This is a genomic window from Micromonospora sp. NPDC004704, assembly GCF_053601675.1.
The window spans coordinates 277,558-298,359 of sequence record NZ_JBSGCD010000006.1; the positions used below are offsets into that span (position 1 = coordinate 277,558).

20 protein-coding genes are annotated in these 20,802 nt (G+C 71.9%); 10 read left to right on the forward strand and 10 right to left on the reverse strand.

Annotation, left to right across the window (positions count from 1 at the left end):
* Positions 1 to 52: 52 nt before the first annotated feature.
* The 7 genes from ACWEFB_RS11050 to ACWEFB_RS11080 form a co-directional block, all read right to left on the reverse strand.
* A complete protein-coding gene (locus ACWEFB_RS11050; protein WP_452284451.1) occupies positions 53 to 928 on the reverse strand; it encodes an NAD-dependent epimerase/dehydratase family protein in 876 nt (291 codons plus the stop codon).
* Positions 929 to 1,007: 79 nt separating this feature from the next.
* Positions 1,008 to 1,319 carry a DUF2470 domain-containing protein gene (locus tag ACWEFB_RS11055; RefSeq protein WP_452284453.1) on the reverse strand — a complete coding sequence of 104 codons (312 nt, stop codon included), beginning with the start codon at positions 1,317 to 1,319 and terminating at the stop codon, positions 1,008 to 1,010.
* A complete protein-coding gene (locus ACWEFB_RS11060; protein WP_452284455.1) occupies positions 1,316 to 2,521 on the reverse strand; it encodes a M20 metallopeptidase family protein in 1,206 nt (401 codons plus the stop codon). The genes ACWEFB_RS11055 and ACWEFB_RS11060 overlap by 4 nt, the downstream gene beginning before the upstream one ends.
* Positions 2,522 to 2,658: 137 nt before the next feature.
* The gene (locus ACWEFB_RS11065) at positions 2,659 to 3,957 is read right to left on the reverse strand and encodes a low temperature requirement protein A (RefSeq protein ID WP_452284457.1); all 1,299 of its coding nucleotides are present in this window, start codon (positions 3,955 to 3,957) and stop codon (positions 2,659 to 2,661) included.
* Positions 3,958 to 4,076: 119 nt separating this feature from the next.
* Positions 4,077 to 5,684: an MFS transporter gene (locus ACWEFB_RS11070; RefSeq protein WP_452284459.1), complete on the reverse strand. Its 1,608-nt coding sequence runs from the start codon at positions 5,682 to 5,684 to the stop codon at positions 4,077 to 4,079.
* Positions 5,678 to 6,373, reverse strand: a complete 696-nt coding sequence (locus tag ACWEFB_RS11075; protein ID WP_326557995.1) for an SDR family oxidoreductase — start codon at positions 6,371 to 6,373, stop codon at positions 5,678 to 5,680. Before ACWEFB_RS11075 ends, ACWEFB_RS11070 begins: the two co-directional genes overlap by 7 nt.
* A 107-nt stretch (positions 6,374 to 6,480) precedes the next feature.
* On the reverse strand, positions 6,481 to 7,731 hold the full coding sequence (locus ACWEFB_RS11080) for a glycosyltransferase (protein ID WP_452284461.1): 1,251 nt from the start codon (positions 7,729 to 7,731) through the stop codon (positions 6,481 to 6,483).
* Positions 7,732 to 7,954: 223 nt separating this feature from the next.
* Here ACWEFB_RS11080 and ACWEFB_RS11085 point away from each other — a divergent pair, with 223 nt between their 5' ends.
* The 3 genes from ACWEFB_RS11085 to ACWEFB_RS11095 all read left to right on the forward strand — a co-directional run bounded on the left by ACWEFB_RS11085 (position 7,955) and on the right by ACWEFB_RS11095 (position 11,428).
* Positions 7,955 to 9,613: an FAD-dependent oxidoreductase gene (locus ACWEFB_RS11085; RefSeq protein WP_452284463.1), complete on the forward strand. Its 1,659-nt coding sequence runs from the start codon at positions 7,955 to 7,957 to the stop codon at positions 9,611 to 9,613.
* A complete protein-coding gene (locus ACWEFB_RS11090) occupies positions 9,610 to 11,076 on the forward strand; it encodes an ATP-binding protein (RefSeq protein ID WP_452284465.1) in 1,467 nt (488 codons plus the stop codon). The genes ACWEFB_RS11085 and ACWEFB_RS11090 overlap by 4 nt, the downstream gene beginning before the upstream one ends.
* 76 nt (positions 11,077 to 11,152) lie before the next feature.
* The gene (locus ACWEFB_RS11095) at positions 11,153 to 11,428 is read left to right on the forward strand and encodes a DUF2087 domain-containing protein (protein ID WP_326557999.1); all 276 of its coding nucleotides are present in this window, start codon (positions 11,153 to 11,155) and stop codon (positions 11,426 to 11,428) included.
* A 24-nt stretch (positions 11,429 to 11,452) separates the two neighbouring features.
* Here the strand turns inward: ACWEFB_RS11095 and ACWEFB_RS11100 are convergent, their stop codons facing one another.
* Positions 11,453 to 12,379 (reverse strand): LLM class F420-dependent oxidoreductase, encoded by a 927-nt coding sequence (locus ACWEFB_RS11100; RefSeq protein ID WP_452284467.1) that lies wholly within the window; start codon positions 12,377 to 12,379, stop codon positions 11,453 to 11,455.
* 175 nt (positions 12,380 to 12,554) lie between these two features.
* On the opposite strand from ACWEFB_RS11100, the gene ACWEFB_RS11105 reads away from it, so the two are divergent.
* The 5 genes from ACWEFB_RS11105 (at position 12,555) to ACWEFB_RS11125 (ending at position 17,136) form a co-directional block, all read left to right on the forward strand.
* Positions 12,555 to 14,066, forward strand: coding sequence for a DHA2 family efflux MFS transporter permease subunit (locus ACWEFB_RS11105; RefSeq protein WP_452284469.1), 1,512 nt, complete (start codon positions 12,555 to 12,557; stop codon positions 14,064 to 14,066).
* A complete protein-coding gene (locus ACWEFB_RS11110) occupies positions 14,056 to 14,676 on the forward strand; it encodes a TetR/AcrR family transcriptional regulator (protein WP_452284471.1) in 621 nt (206 codons plus the stop codon). The genes ACWEFB_RS11105 and ACWEFB_RS11110 overlap by 11 nt, the downstream gene beginning before the upstream one ends.
* Before the next feature lie 110 nt (positions 14,677 to 14,786).
* Positions 14,787 to 15,407, forward strand: a complete 621-nt coding sequence (locus ACWEFB_RS11115) for a cyclodeaminase/cyclohydrolase family protein (RefSeq protein WP_452284473.1) — start codon at positions 14,787 to 14,789, stop codon at positions 15,405 to 15,407.
* Entirely contained in the window at positions 15,404 to 16,261 is an 858-nt protein-coding gene (locus tag ACWEFB_RS11120; protein ID WP_452284475.1) for a bifunctional 5,10-methylenetetrahydrofolate dehydrogenase/5,10-methenyltetrahydrofolate cyclohydrolase, read from the forward strand. Before ACWEFB_RS11115 ends, ACWEFB_RS11120 begins: the two co-directional genes overlap by 4 nt.
* 281 nt (positions 16,262 to 16,542) lie before the next feature.
* Positions 16,543 to 17,136 carry a hypothetical protein gene (locus tag ACWEFB_RS11125; RefSeq protein WP_452284477.1) on the forward strand — a complete coding sequence of 198 codons (594 nt, stop codon included), beginning with the start codon at positions 16,543 to 16,545 and terminating at the stop codon, positions 17,134 to 17,136.
* A 353-nt stretch (positions 17,137 to 17,489) separates the two neighbouring features.
* Here ACWEFB_RS11125 and ACWEFB_RS11130 read toward each other — a convergent pair whose 3' ends face one another.
* Both ACWEFB_RS11130 and ACWEFB_RS11135 read right to left on the reverse strand, forming a co-directional pair.
* Positions 17,490 to 17,873 (reverse strand): hypothetical protein, encoded by a 384-nt coding sequence (locus ACWEFB_RS11130; protein WP_452284479.1) that lies wholly within the window; start codon positions 17,871 to 17,873, stop codon positions 17,490 to 17,492.
* A gap of 124 nt (positions 17,874 to 17,997) precedes the next feature.
* Positions 17,998 to 19,206: an aminotransferase-like domain-containing protein gene (locus tag ACWEFB_RS11135; protein WP_452284481.1), complete on the reverse strand. Its 1,209-nt coding sequence runs from the start codon at positions 19,204 to 19,206 to the stop codon at positions 17,998 to 18,000.
* A gap of 203 nt (positions 19,207 to 19,409) precedes the next feature.
* Here ACWEFB_RS11135 and ACWEFB_RS11140 point away from each other — a divergent pair, with 203 nt between their 5' ends.
* A complete protein-coding gene (locus ACWEFB_RS11140; protein ID WP_326558008.1) occupies positions 19,410 to 20,015 on the forward strand; it encodes a response regulator transcription factor in 606 nt (201 codons plus the stop codon).
* A 123-nt stretch (positions 20,016 to 20,138) separates the two neighbouring features.
* On the forward strand, positions 20,139 to 20,741 hold the full coding sequence (locus tag ACWEFB_RS11145) for a response regulator transcription factor (protein ID WP_326558009.1): 603 nt from the start codon (positions 20,139 to 20,141) through the stop codon (positions 20,739 to 20,741).
* Positions 20,742 to 20,802 lie beyond the last annotated feature (61 nt).

Genomic DNA, 20,802 nt, shown 5'->3' on the forward strand with positions numbered 1-20,802 from the left:
TTCGGCTCGTACGGGCACGCCGATCAGCCGGCGGTGCGGTGGGGGTGCCCGGTCAGGGCAGGGGTGCCGGGTCGGCGACGAACCGGTGTTCCGCCTCGAAGCCCAGGACGTCGCGGGCGGCCTGGACGTCGATCGCCGAGGTCCGTCCGGGCAGTTTCGCCCGCCGGGGCACGTCGGGGTGGTACCGGTCGAGCAGTTCCTCGGTCGGGAACGGGGCGAGGATGTCGTCGGCGGCGACGAAGAGCACGTGCGCTCCCGGCCCCGGCCGGGTCAGCCCGAGCCAGCAGGCCCGCGCGGCGTCGCGTACGTCGAGGTAGCTCCAGAGATCCTTTGCGCCGGAGCCCGGGTCCTGGGCGAACTCGGCGGCCCGGCGGGCCAGCCGGTCGTCGTGCTGGCCGACGAAAGGCAGCCGGAGCGCGACGACGCTGCCACCGTGGCGGTGGGCCATCATCTCGGCGGTCGCCTCGTCGGTCTGCTTGCTCAGCGCGTACGCGTCGGTCACCTGCAACGGCAGCCGCTCGTCGACCGGCACGTACGCGGGATGCAGGTCGACGTCGGCCCAGGGCAGGCCGGTGACGGAGAAGCTGGACGCGATCACCGCGCGCCGTACCCCGGCCCGGCCGGCCTCCTCCAGCACGGCGAAGGTCGCCCGGGTGTTGCGGGTGAAGACCGCCTGCGCGGTGTCCAGGTGCGGCGCCGGGATCGCGGCCAGGTGCACCACGGCGTCCACTCCCGCCAGCGCGGCGCGGACGATCTCCGGATCTCCGGCGTCGCCGACCACCACCCGGTTCGCGGCCAGGTCGTCGGCGGCCTCCAGGACGAGTGCGGTCGCAGGTACTCCCCGGTCGGCGAGGTCGGCCAGGACCGCGCGGCCGATCAGTCCGGCGGCGCCGGTCACCAGGACCCGTTGCGGAACTGCACTGGTCACGTCTGTGGTGCCTTTCGCTGGGCGGTGCGGTCCCGGTTCCACCGTGGAGCGGGCCGAGCGGTCGGGATCGGGGCGGGGACTATTCTCCGCCCCTCGGCTCGATGCCGAGCGCGTGGCACGCTTCCCGGTACATCCGGACCACCTCCCGGCGTACCTCGGCGCGTTCGGTCAGCCGATCCCGGAACGGGATCCGGACCGGCACGATGATGCCGTCGACGGCGGCGTCGAACTCGATGCCGTCGGCGTCCAGGCCGCTGACCCGAGCACCGGTCGCGGCCGGTTGGCCGCCGAGGGTACGGCAGATGAGCAGCGAGTCGTCGGCGTGGTCGTCGTTCATGTGCCGCCCGATCGCGGCGACCACCTCCGGGCTGAAGACGTCCGTGTCGCTCATGCCGCCGTCCCGTCGGTCGCGGCGAGCCGGCGGGCGGCGAGTTCGGCGAGCAGGGCGGCCCCGTCGGCGAGGACGCTGTCGTCGAACGCGGCACGGGGGGAGTGATTGCTCGGTGCGGTCTTCGGGTCGTCGCCGGCGCAGGCGCCGAGGAAGACGTACGCGCCCGGCACCAGGTCCAGTACGCGGGAGAAGTCCTCGGAGCCGGTCATCGGGTTGGTCAGATCCTCGAACCGCTCCGGCCCGAACACGTCCCGTACGGTCGCGGCCGCGAACTCGTGCTCGGTGACGTCGTTGACCGTCGCCGGGTACTCCTGCTCGAACCGGACCTCGACCCGCATCCCGTGCGCGGCGGCAATGTGCTCACAGAGCGCGACCGCGTACTCGCCCGCCTGCGCGTTCGTGGCGGAGGAGAAGCTCCGTACGGTCGCCTCGAAGTTCGCGTCGTCCGGGATGATGTTGCGCCGGGTGCCGGCCTGGAACACCCCGACGGTCAGCACCACCGGGTCGAACACGTCGAACCGTCGGGTGACCATGGCCTGCAACGCGGTGACCATCTCGGCGGCGACCGGGATCGGGTCGAGCGTGTGGTGCGGGGTGGAGCCGTGCCCACCGGCGCCGACGACCCGGACGAACAGTCCGGCGGAGGCGGCCATCAGCGGACCGGGCCGGGAGGAGAAGACACCCCGGTCGAGGGTGCCGGAGAGCACGTGCAGCCCGTATGCGGCGGTGACCGGCCGGCCGGCGGCGCTCAGCACCCCCTCGGAGATCATGTGGCTGGCGCCGTCGAACCCCTCCTCGCCGGGCTGGAACATGAACACCACGTCGCCGGCCAGTTCGTCGCGTCGGGCGCTGAGCAGCCGGGCGGCCCCGACCAGTCCGGCGGTGTGCAGGTCGTGGCCGCAGGCGTGCATGACCCCGTCGTGCCGGGAGGTGTAGGGCAGGCCGGTGTCCTCGGCGACCGGTAGGGCGTCCATGTCACCCCGGAGCAGCACCGCCGGGCCGGGTCGACCGCCGCGCAGCACCGCGGTGATCGAGGTCAGGTCGGTCCCGGTGCTGATCTCCAGCGGCAGCGGGGCGAGCGCGGCGAGCACCCGTTCCTGGGTCCGCGGCAGGTGCAGACCGATCTCCGGGATCTGGTGCAGCTCCCGGCGCAGTGCCGCCAACTCGTCCTGCATTGTCGCGGCGTCCTCGCGCAGCCCCATCTTCTCCCCATCTCCGCCGCCGACGGGCACCGGTCCGACGGGTGCGCCGGTGCCGGGCAGCTCACCGGTCGAATCCTAACGACCTTGGAGCGCGATTTGCCCGTGCCGATCAACGGAGCTTGCGCACACGGCTGTCGTCACCGGTGCTGGCGGCGCCACGCGGTTTCCCGGGCCTCGCTCGCCAGACGCTCCTCCAGCACGGCTTCCCGGATGCTGCGCCGGGAGCCGGCGAGCAGGACGAGTTCGCTGCCGACCAGCGCGACGCTGACCGCGGCCAGCAGCCCCAGCGCCAACAGGCCCGGTACCTGGATGGCGAGCGGGATCAGCGCGGAGGTCAGCACGACGGCACCGACCCGGGTCCAGGTCACCGTGCCGAGCATGCGCAACTGGAAGCCGAGGTGGCCCAGCAGGTAGAGGATCATGCCGCCGTACAGCAGGGTGACGGCGATCGGATGCATCGGGCCGTGCGAGACCTTCGGGTCGCCGATGTGCTTGAGCGCCTCCTTGCCGCCGAGCGACAGCAGCATCAACCCGGCGATCATCGGCAGGTGCAGGTAGATGTAGGCGTCCCGGGCGAGTATCACCCGTTGGAGCCCGTGCGCGGCGTGCAGCGCCTGCTCGGCGGCGAGCGCCACGATGTCGAAGTACGCCCACCAGAGTGCGGCGGTCACCACGATGCCGAGGACCGCGGCGATGACCAGCGGCCAGGTGATCGGGTGGGGGAGTTGGGTGCCGCCCACCCCGACCGAGATGATCAGCTCGCCGAACGCGACCAGCAGGATCAGGGAGAACCGTTCGGCCCAGTGGTCGGCCGAGGCGATCCGCCAGCCGCGCGGGGCGCCCAGGTAGCCGGACCCGTACTCGGCCACGATGGCGAGCATCCAGAAGCCGATCTGGGTCCAGGTACGGGCCGACCCTTCCGGCAGGTGCGGGGGGACCAGGGCGGCGAGCAGCAGGAACGCGGTGGAGACCACGATCGTCAGGCTCACCCGGGAGAGCTGAGCACGCAGCAGCGGCTGGTCGACGACGACGTGCCACTGCAACACCACGAACAGGATCCGGATCACGAAGTAACAGCAGGCGAAGACGAGTGGCCCGGACAGGCCGCCGGGGATGTCGACGAAGGCCTCCGAAATGGTCAGCGCCACCACGAAGATCGCGGCCATGACCGTGAACAGCACCGCCGGCACCATTCCCTCGCTGGCCCGGATCGAGTTGCCGGCCCAGGCGTAGGCGATCCAGCACCACCAGAGCAGCGAGATGATCAGCAGGGCGTGCAGCAGTCCGATGCCGGTGAGGTTGTCGGTGGTCGCCCGGGCGATGTTGAAGAAGGCGTAGACGAAGACCAGGTCGAAGAAGAGTTCCAGGCGGTTGACCCGGGTGCCCTCCCCGGCGGCCCGGATCCGCAGCGGTCGCCGCGCCTCTTTCTTGCCCACCCCGCGAGTCTGGCAGCCTGTACGCCCCGAATATGGCGTCTTGCCCGACTCACCACGAGCCGACCTCGCTTACGTGCCAACCTGGCCCACGAGCGGACCCGGGTTACCGGCCGACCCTGCTACGAGCCGGCCTCGGTGGGGAGCAGGTGGCGTACCTGCGGGGGTCCGTCGGCGAGCGCCACCGCCCGCCGCTCCGCCTCCCGGTCCGTACCGGTCAACCGGCCGCCGTGCTGACGCAGGTGCTCGTCCCAGGAGGGGAGCTGGTAGACCTCGACGAAACACGCCGGGGACTCGCCCTCGCGGTACAGGCCCCACCGGGTCGCACCGGTACGCTGCCGCGAGCCCCGTACCAGCTCCATCGCGTCGACGAACTCCGCCTCGTGCTCGGCCCGCACCACGTACGTCACCAGGACCACCACCGGTCCGATCCGCGGATCGGGTTCGTGGGTCAGCCGCAGAGCCGGCCAGTACGCCTCCGGGTCCTGGTTGTTGCCGCGCAGGTCCGGCAGGGGCCACAGCCGTACCGTCACCGCGCCGAGCACCATCAGCACCGCCGCGGCGAGGTGCGCGACGACCAGTCCGGCCATGTCGCCGACCACACCCCAGGCCAGGGCGCCGACCGCCTGCCCGCCGGCGAAGACCACCTGGTAGACCGCGAGCCCTCGGGCGCGTACCCAGCCGGGCAGGTAGAGCTGGATCTCCGCGTTCAGGTTCGACAGCACGGTCACCCAGGCCAGCCCGGCCGGGACCAGCGCGATCAGCACCACCGGGAGGCTCGACACGAGCGCCACCACGACCAGCGCCAGGCCGTAGAGCAGGCCGGCGGTGAGCAGGAACTGGCCGGCGGTCAGGTGTACCCGTACCCAGGGCAGGATCAGGCCACCGGCGATCGCGCCGACACCGAGGGCGGCGAGGAGCACCCCGTACCCGCTGGAGTTCAGGTGCAGTTGCCGGTTGGCCACCAGCGGCAGCAGCGCCCACAACGCGCTGCCGGGTACGAGGAACAGCAGCGCCCGCAACAGCAGTCGGCGGACCACGGGGGAGTGGCGGACGAACCGGCCACCGGCGCGCAGGGCGGCGGTGAACCGCTCCGGTACCTCGACCGCGCGTGCGTGGTCCGTACGCCAGCGCAGCAGCGCGAACCCGAAGACGAGTACGGTGATCGCGTTGATCGCGAAGACCGGCGCCACACCCGCTCGGGCGATCAGCAGTCCGGCGATGGCCGGGCCGATCGACCGGGCCGCGTTGACGCTGATCGAGCCGAGTGCCGAGGCGGACTGCAACTGGTTGCGGGGCACCAGTTCGGGGATGATCGCCGCCCAGCACGGCAGCGTCAGCGCCTGCCCGACGCCGATCGCGAAGGTGAGGGTGAGCAGCAGTGCCGGCGGCATCCGGCCGGTCGCGGTCAGGACGGTCAGCAGCAGGCCGACCGCGGCGAGGTAGACCTGCACCGCGATCAGCAGGTGGCGCCGGTCGAACGCGTCGGCCAGCGCCCCCGCCGGCAGCGCCAGCAGCAGGATCGGCAGCATGCTCGCCGTCTGTACGAGCGAGACCAGGGTCGAGGCGTTGCGTTCGTCGATCAGCAGCCACTGCGCGCCGACGGTCTGCATCCAGGTGCCGATGTTCGCGGCGAGCAGCGCCAGCCAGAGGTTGCGGTACGCGGCACCGCGCAGCGGTGCCCAGGCCGAGGTGGACGGCTCGGCGGTCGCGGGTCCGGCGCTTACCACCTGCCGTCGGCGCGGAGGACTTCCTGGCCCGAGAGGTACAACTCGTCGGGTTCCAGGAGCAACAGCCGTACGACTTCCCGGGCCACCTGCTCCGGCTCGGCGTAGATCTCGTCGAGGAACTCGGCGCCGACCCGTTCCTGGAGCCTGGTGTGCATCGGGCCGGGGTGGATCTGCATCACCTTGATGCCGTCGCTTCCCTCGGCCTGGGCGAGTGACTCCACCAGGCTCTTGCCGAAGTTCTTGCCGGCCCGGTAGACGGGGATGCCGGGGCGGGGTTTGTCGACCGCCATCGCACCGATGTAGACGATGTTGCCCCGCCCCCGCTCGCGCATCCGGATCAGCGCCTCGCGCAGCAGGTACGCCGTGCCCAGCACGTTCACGTCGATGACCGTGCGCAGCGCTTCCGGTGACATCTCCTCCAGCGACCCGCCGGCCCACATGCTCGCGCAGTGCGCCAACCCGTCGAGCGCCCCGTACCGCCGGGTCACCTCGTCGAGCGCGTGCGCCACCTGGTCGTACGAGGAGACGTCGCAGGTCGCGCCGGCACACTCGAGCTCGCTGGTGGTGGCGGCGACCTCGTCGGCGACGTTGCCGAGCACGAACACCCGGTGGTCGGTGGTGAGCTTGCGGGCGACCTCCAACCCGAGACCGCTGGTGCCGCCGGCCACGACGAACGTCCTGGCGCCCATGCACCCTCCAGCCCTGGTCACGGTGGTGCCCCGTCTCCAGACCCTGCCATCGGAGTGCCCGGTCGTAGGCATCCGATCGGATATGTCGCCCGATCGGGGGCGCTGAGCTATCCGGCTAGGCGGTCGACCGCCCGTACCACCGCACCCGCGCCGTCCTCGGCGGCCAGGCGGGCCGCGACCACGCGGGCCCGGTCGGCGAAGGCCGGGTCGGTGACCGCGGCGCGGATCGCGGTGGCCAGCCGGGCCTGGTCGAGTCGCCCGGCCGGCACGGTGTCCGGGCTGACCCCGAGTACGGCGAGCCGGGCCGCCCAGAACGGCTGGTCGGCCATCATCGGGATCGGGATCGCCGGCACCCCGGCCCGGAGCCCGGCCGCGGTGGTCCCGCAGCCGGCGTGGTGCACGAGGGCGGCCATCCGGGGAAAGAGCCAGGGGTGCGGCGCCTCTCCGATGGTGATCACGTCGTCGGTCACCGCCCGGACGGGTTGCGCCCCACCGTCGACCTGGATCACCCCGCGTACGCCGGCCCGGCGCAGCGCGGCCGTGATCAGCGTACGGAACCGCTCGTCGCCGCCGACCATGCTGCCGAAGCCGACGTAGACCGGGGGCGGTCCGGCGTCGAGGAAGTCGACCAGGATCGGCGGTGGCCGCCAGCCGGGTGACTCCGCCGGCCACCAGTAGCCGACGACCTCCAGGCCGGGCCGCCAGTCCGCCGGTCGGGGCAGCACGCTGGGGCTGAAGCCGTGCTGGATCGGCCATCCGCGCGCCGTCGCGGCCTCGAGCAGGGTGTGCAGCCTGGTCGGGGGGAGGCCCAACCGGGTCCGCAGCCGCCGGGAGGCGTTCGCGTAGACCCGTCGGGCGATCACCTGTGCCAGCCGTGCGGCGTTCCGGTTGCCCCACCCACCCAGCGACCGTGCGCCGAGCACCATTGGCGGGAACTCCCGGGTCGGCTGGAGCGGTTGCAGGAACGCCCCCATGCTCGGCACCCCGTGCCGCTCGGCCACCGAGTAACCCAGCGGGGCCGTGGTGGTCGAGCAGAGCAGGAGGTCCACCCCGGGTTCGGCGGCGACCTGGATGCCGTCGCCGAGTTCGTCGACGAACCGGGTGCCCAGCCGGACGAACCCGGCCAGGCTCCGGGCTTCGGCGCCGAAGCGGTGCCGCCGCCGGCCGCCCGCCGCCCGCAGCGCCGCCAGATCGCCGGGAAGCGGCGCGAAGTCCAGGCCGCAGCCGGTCACCAGGGCGGCGAACGAGGGCTGCGCGGCCACCGTGACCCGGTGCCCGGCCGCTTGCAGCCGGGCACCCAGCCCGGTGTACGGCGCCACGTCACCGCGTGATCCGGCGGTGACGATCAGCACCCGCATCGGTGCGCCGCGACCCTGTGCAGCATGTCGCGAGCCTCGCACGCGGGCGCCGGTGCGTCCGCCGGGTACGGAAATTGCGGCATTCGACGGTGTGACCGTCCGGTGCCCGACCGGCCCGCTGGGTCTCGGCCGCTGACCACGTGGTCGGCACGACGGCCGACGTCATCTAGGGTTGCCGGAGACTTGGCAGACAGGCTCTACCTCTCCTTCAGGATGAAACTTCATGGTGAACCCCGCGATCCTGACCGTCGACGACGATCCCGCGGTGTCGCGCGCCGTGGCTCGTGACATCCGGCGGCGCTACGGCGACCGGTACCGGGTGGTGCGGGCCGACTCCGGCGACGCGGCACTGGACGCGCTCCGGGAGCTCAAGCTCCGGGGCGAGCAGGTTGCCGTGCTCCTCGCGGACTACCGGATGCCGCAGATGAACGGCATCCAGTTCCTCGAAGCGGCGATGGACCTCTTTCCGCAGGCCCGCCGGGTGCTGCTGACCGCGTACGCGGACACCGACGCGGCCATCGACGCGATCAACGTGGTCGACCTCGACCACTACCTGCTCAAGCCCTGGGACCCGCCGGAGGAGAAGCTCTACCCGGTGCTCGACAACCTGATCGAGGCTTGGTTGGCCACGCCGGACGCCACGACCACCGAGACCCGGGTGATCGGGCACCGCTGGTCCGCGCCGTCGTTCGCGATGCGGGACTTCCTGGCCCGCAACCTGGTGCCGTTCCGGTGGCTGCTCGCCGACGAACCGGAGGGCGAGCGGTTGCTGGCCGCCGCCCACCTCACCGCCGCCGACGTGCCGGTGGTGATCACCCCGGAGGGCAAGGTGCTCGCCTCGCCGACCGAGGCCGACCTGGCCGGCCACGTCGGCCTGAGCACCACACCGGCATCCGACTTCTACGACGTGATCGTGGTCGGCGCCGGTCCGGCCGGACTGGGCGCCGCGGTCTACGCCGCCTCCGAGGGCCTGCGTACGGTCCTGGTCGAGCAGCGGGCCACCGGCGGGCAGGCGGGGCAGAGCAGCCGGATCGAGAACTACCTCGGCTTCCCGGAGGGGGTGTCCGGGGCGCAGTTGACCGACCGGGCCCGTCGGCAGGCGCTGAAGTTCGGCGCGGAGATCCTCAGCACCCGTGAGGTCGTCGGCCTGGAGGCGGCCGGCACCGCCCGCCTGCTCCGGTTCGGCGACGGGACCTCGCTCGCCGCGCACTCCGCGGTGCTGGCCACCGGCGTCTCCTACCGGATGCTCGACGCCCCCGGACTGGCCGAGTTGACCGGTCGGGGCGTCTTCTACGGCTCCGCCGCTACCGAGGCGCCCAGTTGCAGCGGCGAGGAGGTCTACATCGTCGGCGGCGCGAACTCGGCCGGCCAGGCGGCGCTGCACTTCGCCCGGTACGCCCACCGGGTCAACATCGTCATCCGTGGCGACAGCCTGGCGGCGTCGATGTCCCGGTACCTGATCGAGCAGGTCGAACGGACGCCCAACATCACCGTGCACCCGAACACCGAGGTGGTCGGCGGTTCGGGCGAGGAGCACCTGGAGCGGCTGACGCTCTGCCAGCGGCGTACCGGCAGCACGCGTACGGTCGACACCTCCTGGTTGTTCATCTTCATCGGGGCCGAGCCCCGGACGAACTGGCTCGACGGGGTGGTCTCCCGCGACGAGCGGGGCTTCATCGTGACCGGCCCGGCGTTGTTGCGTGACGGGCAGCGGCCGGCCGGCTGGTCGTTGCCCCGGGACCCGTACCACCTCGAGTCGAGCCTGCCGGGGGTGTTCGCCGCCGGTGACGTACGGGCCGACTCGGTGAAGCGGGTCGCCTCGGCGGTCGGCGAGGGCGCGATGGCGGTCACCGTGGTACACCGGTATCTGGAGGCGCAATGAGTGACCAGGGGACCGACCGGCTGGACCGGGAGCAGTTACGCACCCTGTTCCTGTTCGAGGCGCTGACCGACGAGCAGCTCGACTGGCTCGCCGAGCAGGGCCGGGTGGAGCGGCGGGAGGCGGAGACCTGCATTTTCGCCGAGGGCGAGCTGGCGACCTGCTTCTACGTCCTGCTCAGCGGCACCGTGATGCAGTCCGGCCGGGTACGCGGCGAGGAGGTCGAGGTCATCCGGACCAGCCAGCGGGGCGTCTACGGCGGGGCGATCCGGGCGTACATGCCCGACGACCCCGACCAGCGGTACGCCAACACGCTGCGGGCGATCTCCGACTGCGAGCTGTTCGTGCTGCCGGCGGAGGTGTTCGCCAAGGCGATGCGGAAGTGGTTCCCGATGGCGGTGCACCTGCTGGAGGGGCTGTTCTACGGCATGCGGCGGACCCAGTCGCTGCTCGGTGAGCGGGAGCGGTTGCTGGCCCTGGGTGCGCTCTCCGCCGGGCTGACCCACGAGCTGAACAATCCCGCCGCGGCGGCCGTACGGGCCACGTCGACGCTTCGTGGCCACGTCACCGGGATGCGGCACAAGCTCGCCATGATCGCCGACGGTCGCCTCGACGGCACCCGGCTGCACGACCTGGTCGAGTTGCAGGACGACGCGGTCAAGCGGGCCGCGACCGCCCCCGAACTCTCGGCGCTGGATGCCAGCGACGCCGAGGACACGCTGACCGACTGGCTCGACGAGCACCACTTCGCCGACGGCTGGCGGCTGGCTCCGACCCTGGTCGCCGGCGGCATCGACACCGACTGGCTGGACCAGGTCGCGCTCGCCGTCGGCGACGAGAACCTCGACCCGGCCGTCCGGTGGCTGACGTACACGGTCGAGACCGAGCAGCTCATGCGGGAGATCGACGACGCGGTCGGGCGGATTTCCGGCCTGGTCGGCGCGGCGAAGCAGTACACCCAGTTGGACCGGGCGCCGTACCAGACGGTGGACGTACGCGACCTGCTCAACGCGACTCTGACGATCATGAAGGCGAAGATCCCGGCGGGGGTCCGCAAGGAGAAGCACTACGACCCGAACCTGCCCGCCATCCCCGCGTACGCGGCGGAGCTGAACCAGGTCTGGACCAACCTGATCGACAACGCGCTCGGCGCGATGGGCGACAGCGGCACCCTTTCGGTGCGTACCAGCCGCGAGGGCGACATGTTGGTGGTCGAGATCGGTGACACCGGGCCGGGTATCCCGGACGCGATCCGGGACCGGATCTTCGAGCCGTTCTTCACCACCAAGCCGGTGGGTGAGGGGACCGGTCTGGGGCTGGACATCTCGTACCGGATCGTGGTCACCAAGCACCGGGGGGACATCCGGGTCTCCTCGACGCCGGGCGACACCCGGTTCCGGGTCTACCTGCCGATCACCCCGCCGCCGGTGGTGCTCGCCGACGCGGAGGCGCCCGCCACGGCGTAACCACCCGGTTGTCGGTCTCACGGGATCGGGCCGGTCGGTCGGGAAACGGGTTGTCCGGCCGACTACGGTGCGAAGGGTGGGTAGTGACCGGGAAAAGGTGTTGCGGACGTTTCTCAGGGACGACCGGCTGGTGATGATCCCGGCGAAGGCCGGCAAGCGTCGTGTCCTGCTGGAACACATCGTCACCGCGTTCGAGCCCGGGGTGCGGTTTCCCGAGCGGGAGGTCGACGCGGTGCTCCGGGCGTTCTACGAGACGGACTGGGTCTCGTTGCGGCGTTACCTGATCGCCGAGGGGCTGATGGCCCGCGAGGACGGCTGGTACTGGCGTACCGGCGGCCCGGTCGAGGTGTGACGACCGGGCCGGACGTGGGGAGCCTCAGCTTCCGGTCAGTACCGGCGCCAGCGTCCTGAGCTGGGCCAGTTGCTCACCGACGGTGCCGGCGAGCGGCTGTACGCAGACGTGGTCGGCCCCGGCGTCGTGGTGTGCCCGGATCCGTTCGGCGATCTGTTCCGGTTCGCCCCAGGCCACGATCGCATCGACCAGCTTGTCGCTGCCCCCGTCGGCCAGATCCCGTTCGTCCCAGCCGAGAGCGCGCATGTGGTTGGCGTAGTTCGGCATTGCCAGGTAGCCGGTGGTGAAGACCCGGCCGATCGTCCTGGCCCGGTCCGGGTCGGTGGTGAGCACGACGGTCTGTTCCGGTGCGAGCACCGGGTCGGGGCCGAGGAGCGCGCGGGCCCGGGCGGTGTGCTCGGGGGTGACGAAGTAGGGGTGGGCGCCCTCGGTGCGGGTGCCGGCCAGTTCGAGCATGCCCGACCGCAGCGCGGCGAGCATTCGGGGCGCGGGAGCGGACACCGGACCCTCGTACGGGGTGGCGTCCATGGCGTCGAGGTAGGCGCGCATCGCGGCCAGCGGTTTGCGGTAGTCATGCCCCCGGCTGCAGACGAGCGGGGCGTGACTCACGCCGAGCCCGAGGATGAAGCGGTCGCCGGACGCCTCGGCCAGGGCCTTCGCGCCGTTCGACGCGGCGGTGGCGTCGCGACCCCAGATGTTGACGATGCCGGTGGCGATCATGATCTCTGAGGTGGCGTTGAGCAGGATGCCGGAGTGGACCAGCGCTTCCTTGCTGGCCGGGGTCTCGCCCACCCAGACGGTGCCGTAGCCCAGGTCTTCGAGTTCGCTGACCGCCGCACCGGCGGTAGCCGCCGACTCCAGGCTGAGCCGACTGCTCCAGACCCCGACCCGGCCCATCCGCTGCTTCAACCGGGCGAGATCCACCCCGCCGGGGCGTTCCTGCTGCTGCATCCGACCCTCACCGCCTCACGTCTCCGGTCGTCGACCCCTGCGCGACCGCGAAATTGATCTTAGGGTCCGCGGTCCGTGTCGAGCCGTCGGCGCGACCGGAGGATCGAATTGACAGTCACTCGATTTTGGGAGCTACTATCATTTCGGTTCGTCTCCTACTTTCCCTGGAGTTGGCATGAAGACCCCATCCAGCCGGTGGTGGGCGCTGGCCGCCCTCGCCCTGGCCATGCTCACCATCGGGCTCGACACCACCGTGCTGACCGTGGCGATGCCCACCCTGGCCACCGACCTCGGCGCCACCACGGCCCAACTGCAGTGGTTCAGCAGCGCGTACACCCTGGTGCTGGCGGCGACCCTGCTCCCGGCCGGGGCACTCGGCGACCGGTACGGCCGGCGCCGGCTCCTGCTCGGCGCCCTGTTCCTGTTCGGCGCCGCCTCCGTGCTCTGCGCCTACGCCGGATCCGCCAATGGACTGATCGCCGCCCGCGCGGTGCTCGGACTCGGGGCGGCGATCATGATGCCGCTCTCCATGGCGGTGCTACCGGTGATCTTCACCGACGCCGCCGAACGGGCCCGCGCCCTCACCGTCTGGGTCACCGCGACCGCCATCGGCCTGCCGCTCGGCCCGATCCTCGGCGGCTGGCTGCTCACCCACTTCTGGTGGGGCTCCATCTTCCTGATCAACGTGCCGCTGGTGGTGCTCGGCGTGATCGCGGTTGCCCTGTTCGTACCCGAATCGCGCAGCGACCGGCCCACCCCGCTCGACCTGGTCGGCGTGGCGCTCTCCTCGCTCGGCCTGCTCGGGCTGACCTACGGCTTCATCCGCGCCGGACAGGACGGCTGGGGCGACCCGGGTACGCCGCTCGCCATCGCCGTCGGACTGCTCCTGCTGGTCGGGTTCGTGGCCTGGCAACGCCGTACGCCCCACCCGTTGATCGACCTCGCCCTGTTCCGGAGTCGGGGCTTCACCTGGGGGAGCATCCTCGCCACCGGGGTCAACTTCGCCCTGTTCGGACTTCTGTTCGCGGTGCCGCAGTTCCTCCAGTCGGTCACCGGAGCCACCGCCCTCGGCACCGGCGTCCGGCTGCTGCCGCTGATCGCCGGCCTGCTCGTCGGCACCCGACTCGCCGACCGGCTGGTCCGGACCTTCGCCCCCGGCCCGGTGCTCGCGGTCGGATTCGTGCTGCTCACCATCGGCCTCGCCCTCGGCGCCAACACCGGCACCGACACCGCCTACTGGTACACCGGCACCTGGATCGCCCTCGTCGGCGCGGGCATGGGGGTGGCCCTGCCCACCGCCATGAACGCCGCCCTCGGCGCGCTGTCCACCGAACGGTCCGGATCGGGTTCGGCGCTGATCCAGGCCCTGCGACAGGCAGGCGGCACCATCGGCGTCGCCATCCTCGGCACGATCCTGAGCTCCGGATACCGCTCCGGGCTCGGCGACGAGGTACGGCTGCCGGTCACCGACAGCGTCACCACCGGTGTGGCGGTGGCCCGGCAACTGGGCCGGCCCGACCTGCTCGACACGGTCCGGTCCGCGTACGTGCACGGCATGGACCTGATGCTCTGGACCTGCGCCGGGATCTGCATCGTCGCCGCCATAACAGCGGTGATCGTGCTTCCTCGACGGCGGCCAGCGGTGCGACCCGTGGTGGATGAGCCAGAATCTATGCATGTCGGCTGAACCAGAGACGCTCGGGCTGCGCGAACGCAAGAAGATCCGGACCCGCGCGACGATCCGCGAGCACGCCATGCGGCTCTTCGCCGAGCAGGGCTACGCGGAGACGACGGTCGAGCAGATAGCCGAGGCGGCCGAGGTCTCACCCAGCACCCTGTTCCGGTACTTCCCGTCCAAGGAACGCCTGGTCCTGACCGACGACCTCGACCCCGTCCTGCTGACCTCGTTCGTCGACCAGCCGGCCGACCTTCCGGTACTGACCGCGTTCCGGCGGTCCATCGAGTCGGTGTTCCTCCGCCTGTCGCCGGAGGAGCGCGAGCAGGAGGAGCGGCGGCAACGCCTGATCTATTCGGTGCCGGAGCTGCGGGCGGCTCAGATGGACGAGCTCCTCCGTACCATCGACCTGCTGGGCCAGGCGGTCACCGATCGGCTGGGCGGGGACGCCGACCCGTTCGAGGTACGGGTCTTCGCGGGCGCGCTGGCCGGTGCGGTGCTCGGCACCGTACGCGGCGAGCCGCCCCGGATCTCCGAACTGCTCCGCGCCATCGAAGTGCTGGAATCGGGATTTCCGCTGGTACGGGCGGTCGAGGCCGCCCGTACGAGCGGCTCGGCCTGACCGCCGCGTCAGAGCACCCGGCCGGCGGTGGGTTGGCCTCGGGGGCGACCGTTGGCCCTGGCAGGATCTACCCGGGCAGCACCGGCGACCGACGCGGAGGACGAGCGCGGATGCGCGACGAGACGATCGGGGACTTCCTGGACCGGCTCGCCGACCGGGTCCCGGCACCCGGCGGTGGCGCGACCGCCGCGTTGCACGCCGCCCAGGCTGCCGCGCTGCTCGGCATGGTCGCCCGGTACAGCACGGGGGAGAGGTACGCCGAGCACCGGGACGTCATCGACCGGATCCGGGAGAGCGCCGACGAGCTGCGCGGCACCGCACTCCGGCTCGCCGCCGACGACGCCTCCGCCTTCACCGCGGTCACCGACGCCTACCGGCTGCCCAAGGAGTCCGAGGCGCAGCGGACCGCCCGCTCGCAGGCCATCGCATCCGCCCTGGTCGGTGCGGCACAGCCACCGGCCCGGGTGATCGCGGCCGCCGCGACCCTCATCACGCTGGCGGAGGAGCTGCTGCCGGTCGGCAACCCGAACGTCAGCTCCGACGTGGCCGCCGCCGTCGAGGCCGCCCGCGCCGCCGCCACCACCGCGCGGGTCAACGTCGAGATCAACCTCAGCGGCGTACGCGACGACGCCGCCCGCGCGGAACTCGTCTCCGCCACGGACCGGGTCGACGAGCTGGCCGACCGGGCGGACCGGATCACCGCCGCCGTTCGGGCGGGAATCGCCGGATGAGCGGGCTCCTGCTCGGCGGCCGTGAACTGGCCGCCGCCATCCGCGCCGAGACCGCGCAACGGGCCGCCCTGCTCACCGCCGCCGGCACACCGCCCCAGCTCGCCGTCGTGGTCGCCACCGACGACGAGGCGAGCGCCTGGTACGTACGGTCGATCAGCACCGCGGCGGTGAAGATCGGAATCAGCTGTACGGTGATCGAGCTGGGCGCCGACGCCGACGTCGCGACGATCCGCGCCACCCTGGCCCGGGTCAGCGCCGACGACCTGGTGCACGGCATCATCCTGCAGACCCCGTTGCCCGCCGGGGCGAGACTGGAGGACCTGGCCGGGGCGATTGCCGTGGAGAAGGACGTCGACGGGGCGAACCCGCTCAGCCTTGGCCGGCTCGCGGCCGGGCTGCCCGCGTACCCGCCCGCGACGGCTGCGGCGGTGCTGGCGATCCTCGACCACCACGGTGTCGAGCTGGCCGGGCGGCGGGCTGCCGTGATCGGGCGCTCCACCGTGGTCGGCAAGCCCGTCGCGCATCTGCTGCTGGACCGGCACGCCACGGTGACCGTCTGCCATTCCCGTACGCCCGACCTGGCCGCTGCCACCTCGACGGCCGACATCCTGGTGGCCGCCGTGGGCCGGGCCGGACTGGTCACCGCCGAGCACGTCAAGCGGGGCGCGGTGGTGGTCGACGTCGGCACCAACCCGACCCCGGACGGCGGCCTGGTCGGAGACGTGGACGCGGATTCGGTCGTGGAGCATGCCGGCGGGCTCACCCCGGTGCCCGGCGGCGTCGGTCCGGTGACCACGGCACTGCTGCTGAACCACACCGTACGGGCCGCGGCGGCGCAGGTCGGTTCGGCGTAACCGGCGCCCCGTCCCGCCGGTACGGCGAACGGATCGACGGGAACCCATTGACCGGGTGCTGCCGGGCATGCTCCGATGGTCGGTATCGCCACGGTGTCGGGGGCAACCACGCCGGTCGGCGGAGCCGGATCAGGCACAGGCGGTGGTCGTCGCGTCGAGCGGCGCCCCCGGACCGGGTTTGTGACCAGAGCTCAGCCAACGCCCCGGCACCGCAGGAACACCACCACGCGACACGACCGTGCTGGCGTTCCCCGCCGGGGTCCGACCGGTGATGGGAAGACATGCGAGTTTCTCCGGAAGATGTCGAGCCGGCCACGGCGTCGGCCTGGTGGCGCAACCGCTTCGTCTGGGTTGGCGTCATCCTGTTGGCGGTGTCGGCCACGGTCGTACTCCTGGTCAACACCGCCGGTTCGCAGCCGGCGCCGGCCGACGACCTCAACAGTCAACTCGGCCGCCGCCTGGTCGGGGTGCTCGAACAGCTCGAGCCGGAGCAGCACCAGGGCCACGGCGAGCACGCCCGGGACGTGGCGGCGGAGACGAAGGTCGTCTGCGGGGCACGCGTCTTCGGCTTCGAGCCCGCCGAGGCGACCACCGTCTCCGAGGTACGGACGGCGTACGGTTTCCACCTCTGCGGGGTCGCCGAGCCGAACCGGCCCTGGGACTGGGCGGTCAAGCTCGTCGGGCCGATCGTGGTGGCGATGGGCACCGAGCCGCCGACCGTGCAGGTGGCCGAGGCGACCAACGAGGTCTCGTTCAGCGATCGGGTCGGGCAGCTTTTCCCCGAGCAGTACCAGCAGCAGGCGCGCCAGGAGTCGCTGGGTGAACAGGGAATGCGCGAACTGCGCCAGCGCTACGACCGGGCGGCCGGCCTGTAACGAGCCGCCAACCGTCGGCCTTCCCGACTACTGGGGTGAGTCCGGCATATCCGTCTGATGACTGGATTAGCGGGTTGATGCTGACTGGTTATGACATAGCCCACAGGGGGCCGGCGCCTCGTTGCGTACCGGCGTCGACACCGGGCAGGGTACGAGCCTTACCGCGCTGACCTCGGCGTTTCCGTCTCACCCGCACCGGGAGCTTCCGTGCCCGCCCACCGCCGCCCGCTACCGCCCCCACCCCGGCCCGCGATCGGGGTGCTCGCCGCGATCCTCGTCGGCAGCGTCGGGCTCGGCGTCGCGCTCACCGCCGTCGGTACGGCAAATCCCGATCGGGGACCGCGGACGAACGGTCAGCCCACCCAGGGGCTCGGTCGCGCCGCAACGGCCGGCCTGGCGGTCACGCCGTACGACCCGGTGTCGGCGAGCCCGACCGACATCATCGTGCCGATGAGCCCGGCCTCGGCCGAGACCAGCGTGCCGACGCCGTCGGTGACGGGCTCCGGCGGCACCGGAGCAGCCGGTCCGGTCACGAGCACCGGCGCCGCCTCCCACCCCCGGCCGTACGCCACCCCGTCGAAGACGCCCAGGTCGACCCCGCGCCCCTCGACGTCGGGCCACCCCACCCCGACACCGAGCAGCCCGACCCCGACGCCGCCGGTGACCTCCGTACCGGCCACGCCGACACCCACGCCGAGCGAGACACCGTCACCGTCGCCGTCCACCACCCCGGACACCGAGCCGACTCCCACCCCGACCGTCACCGCGAGCCAGGACCCGACGTCGACCCAGGGACCGACGCCGTCCGCCAGCGCCGACCCGACGGCATCGGCGCTCGGCTGAGCCGCGTCCAGCGCCGGCTCAGGAATCGTCGGCGTTGCCGCCGCCCGGCTCGCCGGACGCGGTCAGGTCCGTCATCGCCCGCGCCAGTCGCCTGACACCCTCCTCCAGGAGGTCGGGTGCGAACAGGGAGAACGACAGGCGCAGGTGGTCGTCCCCGCCGTCCGTGACGAAGAAGTGGGTTCCGGGCAGGTACGACACCCCGCTCGCCTCGGCGTACGGCAGCAGTGCGGTCGCGCTGACCGGCGCGGGTAGGCGCAGCCAGAGGAACCAGCCCCCGGCGGGAGTGTCGAAGGCGACCTCCGGCAGGTGGTGTCGGACGGCCGAGACCAGGGCGTCACGCTGCCCCCGGTAGCGGTCCCGTATCCCTTCGAGGTGGTGCTCGTACGCACCGGCGCGGGCGAATTCGGCCATCGACAGGGCGTTGGCGTGGTTCACCCCGCCGCCGCTGTCGATGTAGCCCCGCCTCGCCAGGGCGGTGATCACCGGCGGTGCGGCGGTGAGCCAACCGAGCCGTAGCCCCGGCGCGACGGTCTTGGCGAACGAGCCGAGCCGGATCACCGCACCGTCCTCGGCCGCGCTGTAGAGCGACGGGGGTGCGGTGCCGTCGTACGCGAGTTCCCGGTAGGTGTCGTCCTCGACCAGGACGAGCCCGGTCTGCTCGGCCACCGCGACCAACTCCGCCCGGCGGGTTGACCCCAGACTCCATCCGGTCGGATTGCCGAACGTCGGTACGAGGTAGAGCAGCGGTACCCGTCGCCCGTCCCGCCGCAGGTGTGCGACCAGGTCACGGGTTGCCGCCGGGTCGATCCCGTCCCGGTCGGACGGGGTCGGCACGAGGGTCACCCCGTGATCGGCGAGGACCCGGAACGCCAGGTGGTACGTGGGCGCGTCCACCAGGACCGTGTCGCCCCGCCGGCAGAGCAGCCCAGCCACCAGGTCGAGCGCGTGCGAGGCACCGGCGGTGACGAAGATCCGTGACGGGTCGGGCGCCCGGCCGTCGGTGTGACCGAGCCGCTCCGCCAGCCACTCGACCAGCGGAGCCGGTCCGTTCGCGTAGCCGTACGTCAGCGCGGAGCCGCCGTACCGGCGTAGCGCGCCGACGCACGCCTCGGTCCACTCCCGCACCGGGAGGGTGGTCGGATCGGGATGGCCCCAGGAGAGATCCACGGTCTCCGGCCGGCTGTGGAACTGCACGATCGGCAGCGCGTTCGACGCGGTGGGGGACATCTGCCCAAGATAGTCATCGGATCGAACCGCGCGAACCCTCGTGGACGGTCGGGGCCGGAGGTCCTCCATGCCGGACCGCGTGTCCGTTCCCGTCCCGGTTCCGTTTGCGTACCGTGCGGGCTTCGTAACCTGACGTTACGATGTCGTTCGGTCCAGTCGACACGAAGGGTCACCGTCGGCCGATGCCGGGATCGGGAGGCTCCGTGATCCGTGTGCTGATCGTCGAGGAGACGGGCCTGCTCCGAGGTGCCCTGCGGATGCTGCTGTCCAGCGAGGACGACCTGGAGGTGGTGGCCGACCTCGCTCCGTCGGCCGACGTGGTCTCGGTGGTACGGCGGGAACGCCCCGACGTCGTACTGATCGACATCGGGCCGGCCCGTCACGATCCGCTCGTGGTGCTGCGGCAACTCGACGTGACCGCGCGGGGGACCAATGTGCTGGCGATGAGCGCCCACCGCTGTCCGGTGACCCTGCAGGCCGCGCTCCGCGCGGGCGTACGCGGATTCGTCGACAAGAACCTGCCGCCGGCCGAGCTGGTCCGGTTGCTCCGGTTGGTCGCACTGGGGGAGCGGGTGATCGATCCGGTCGCCGCTGTCGCCGCGCTGAGTCCACCGGTCGGGCCGCTCACCGTACGGGAGCGGGAGGTGTTGCGGGCGGCGGCGGAGGGCCTGCCGTTGAAGGAGATCGCCTGTCGGCTGTATCTGGCGTACGGGACGGTGCGCAACCACCTCACCGTGATCCTGCGCAAGACCGGCGCCCGCAACCGGCTGGAGGCGGTACGGCGAGCCCAGCGGGACGGTTGGCTGTGACCGGTGACCGCCGTGCCAACGAGCGGGACACCAGCCTTCATGCTTAAATCCCTACATATGCTGACTCTGTCGACCTGAACTGTCTTTCGGCGCCACCTCGAACGCGGGAGAGGTAACGGTAGATTGATCCGGACGCTGCTGGCTCTCGACGGTGCGCTGATCCGTGGCGCGCTGGCCTTCGTACTGACCACTGAGGACGACATCGACGTGGTGGCCGAACTCGATCGGATCGAGCAGGTCGAGCCCGCGATCCGGTCGAGCCGGGCGGACGTCGTCGTGGTCGACTCCGGGCTGCTCGGCACCGGCAGACCGGCCGAGGCGGCGCCCCGGTACGAACATCCCTGTCCGGTGCTCGTGCTGGTCGACGCCCGGCGACCCGGATCACTCGGCGGGGCGCTGCGCGCCCGGAGCCGGACCGTCGGTTTTCTCGGCAACGACGTCACCCCGCAACGGGTGGTGGACGGGGTACGCCGGCTCGCCCGGGGCGAACCGGTGGTCGACGCCGATCTGGTCGTCGCGGCGTTGAACACGGAGAGCCCGCTGACCGTCCGGGAGACCGAGGTGCTCGAGATCGCCGCCGACGGGGCACCGGTGGTCGAGATAGCGGCACGGGTGGGGCTGTCGCCGGGAACCGTACGCAATCACCTCTCCCGGATCGCGACCAAGGCCGGCGCGCGGACCCGGATCGAGGCGGTGCGGATCGCCCGCGACGGCGGCTGGATCTAACCGGCCGAGAGCCGGGGCCCGAACCGGGGCGGACGCCCTGGGTGGGCGCGTACACACCCAC

Bases quoted from the DNA above. Each gene is read 5' to 3' on its own strand.
- ACWEFB_RS11055 (WP_452284453.1), bottom strand. From the start codon at position 1,319: ATGAGCGACACGGACGTCTTCAGCCCGGAGGTGGTCGCCGCGATCGGG.
- ACWEFB_RS11060 (WP_452284455.1), bottom strand. From the start codon at position 2,521: ATGGGGCTGCGCGAGGACGCCGCGACAATGCAGGACGAGTTGGCGGCA.
- ACWEFB_RS11075 (WP_326557995.1), bottom strand. From the start codon at position 6,373: ATGGGCGCCAGGACGTTCGTCGTGGCCGGCGGCACCAGCGGTCTCGGG.
- ACWEFB_RS11080 (WP_452284461.1), bottom strand. From the start codon at position 7,731: ATGCGGGTGCTGATCGTCACCGCCGGATCACGCGGTGACGTGGCGCCG.
- ACWEFB_RS11085 (WP_452284463.1), top strand. From the start codon at position 7,955: ATGGTGAACCCCGCGATCCTGACCGTCGACGACGATCCCGCGGTGTCG.
- ACWEFB_RS11090 (WP_452284465.1), top strand. From the start codon at position 9,610: ATGAGTGACCAGGGGACCGACCGGCTGGACCGGGAGCAGTTACGCACC.
- ACWEFB_RS11100 (WP_452284467.1), bottom strand. From the start codon at position 12,379: ATGCAGCAGCAGGAACGCCCCGGCGGGGTGGATCTCGCCCGGTTGAAG.
- ACWEFB_RS11105 (WP_452284469.1), top strand. From the start codon at position 12,555: ATGAAGACCCCATCCAGCCGGTGGTGGGCGCTGGCCGCCCTCGCCCTG.
- ACWEFB_RS11110 (WP_452284471.1), top strand. From the start codon at position 14,056: ATGTCGGCTGAACCAGAGACGCTCGGGCTGCGCGAACGCAAGAAGATC.
- ACWEFB_RS11115 (WP_452284473.1), top strand. From the start codon at position 14,787: ATGCGCGACGAGACGATCGGGGACTTCCTGGACCGGCTCGCCGACCGG.
- ACWEFB_RS11120 (WP_452284475.1), top strand. From the start codon at position 15,404: ATGAGCGGGCTCCTGCTCGGCGGCCGTGAACTGGCCGCCGCCATCCGC.
- ACWEFB_RS11125 (WP_452284477.1), top strand. From the start codon at position 16,543: ATGCGAGTTTCTCCGGAAGATGTCGAGCCGGCCACGGCGTCGGCCTGG.
- ACWEFB_RS11135 (WP_452284481.1), bottom strand. From the start codon at position 19,206: ATGTCCCCCACCGCGTCGAACGCGCTGCCGATCGTGCAGTTCCACAGC.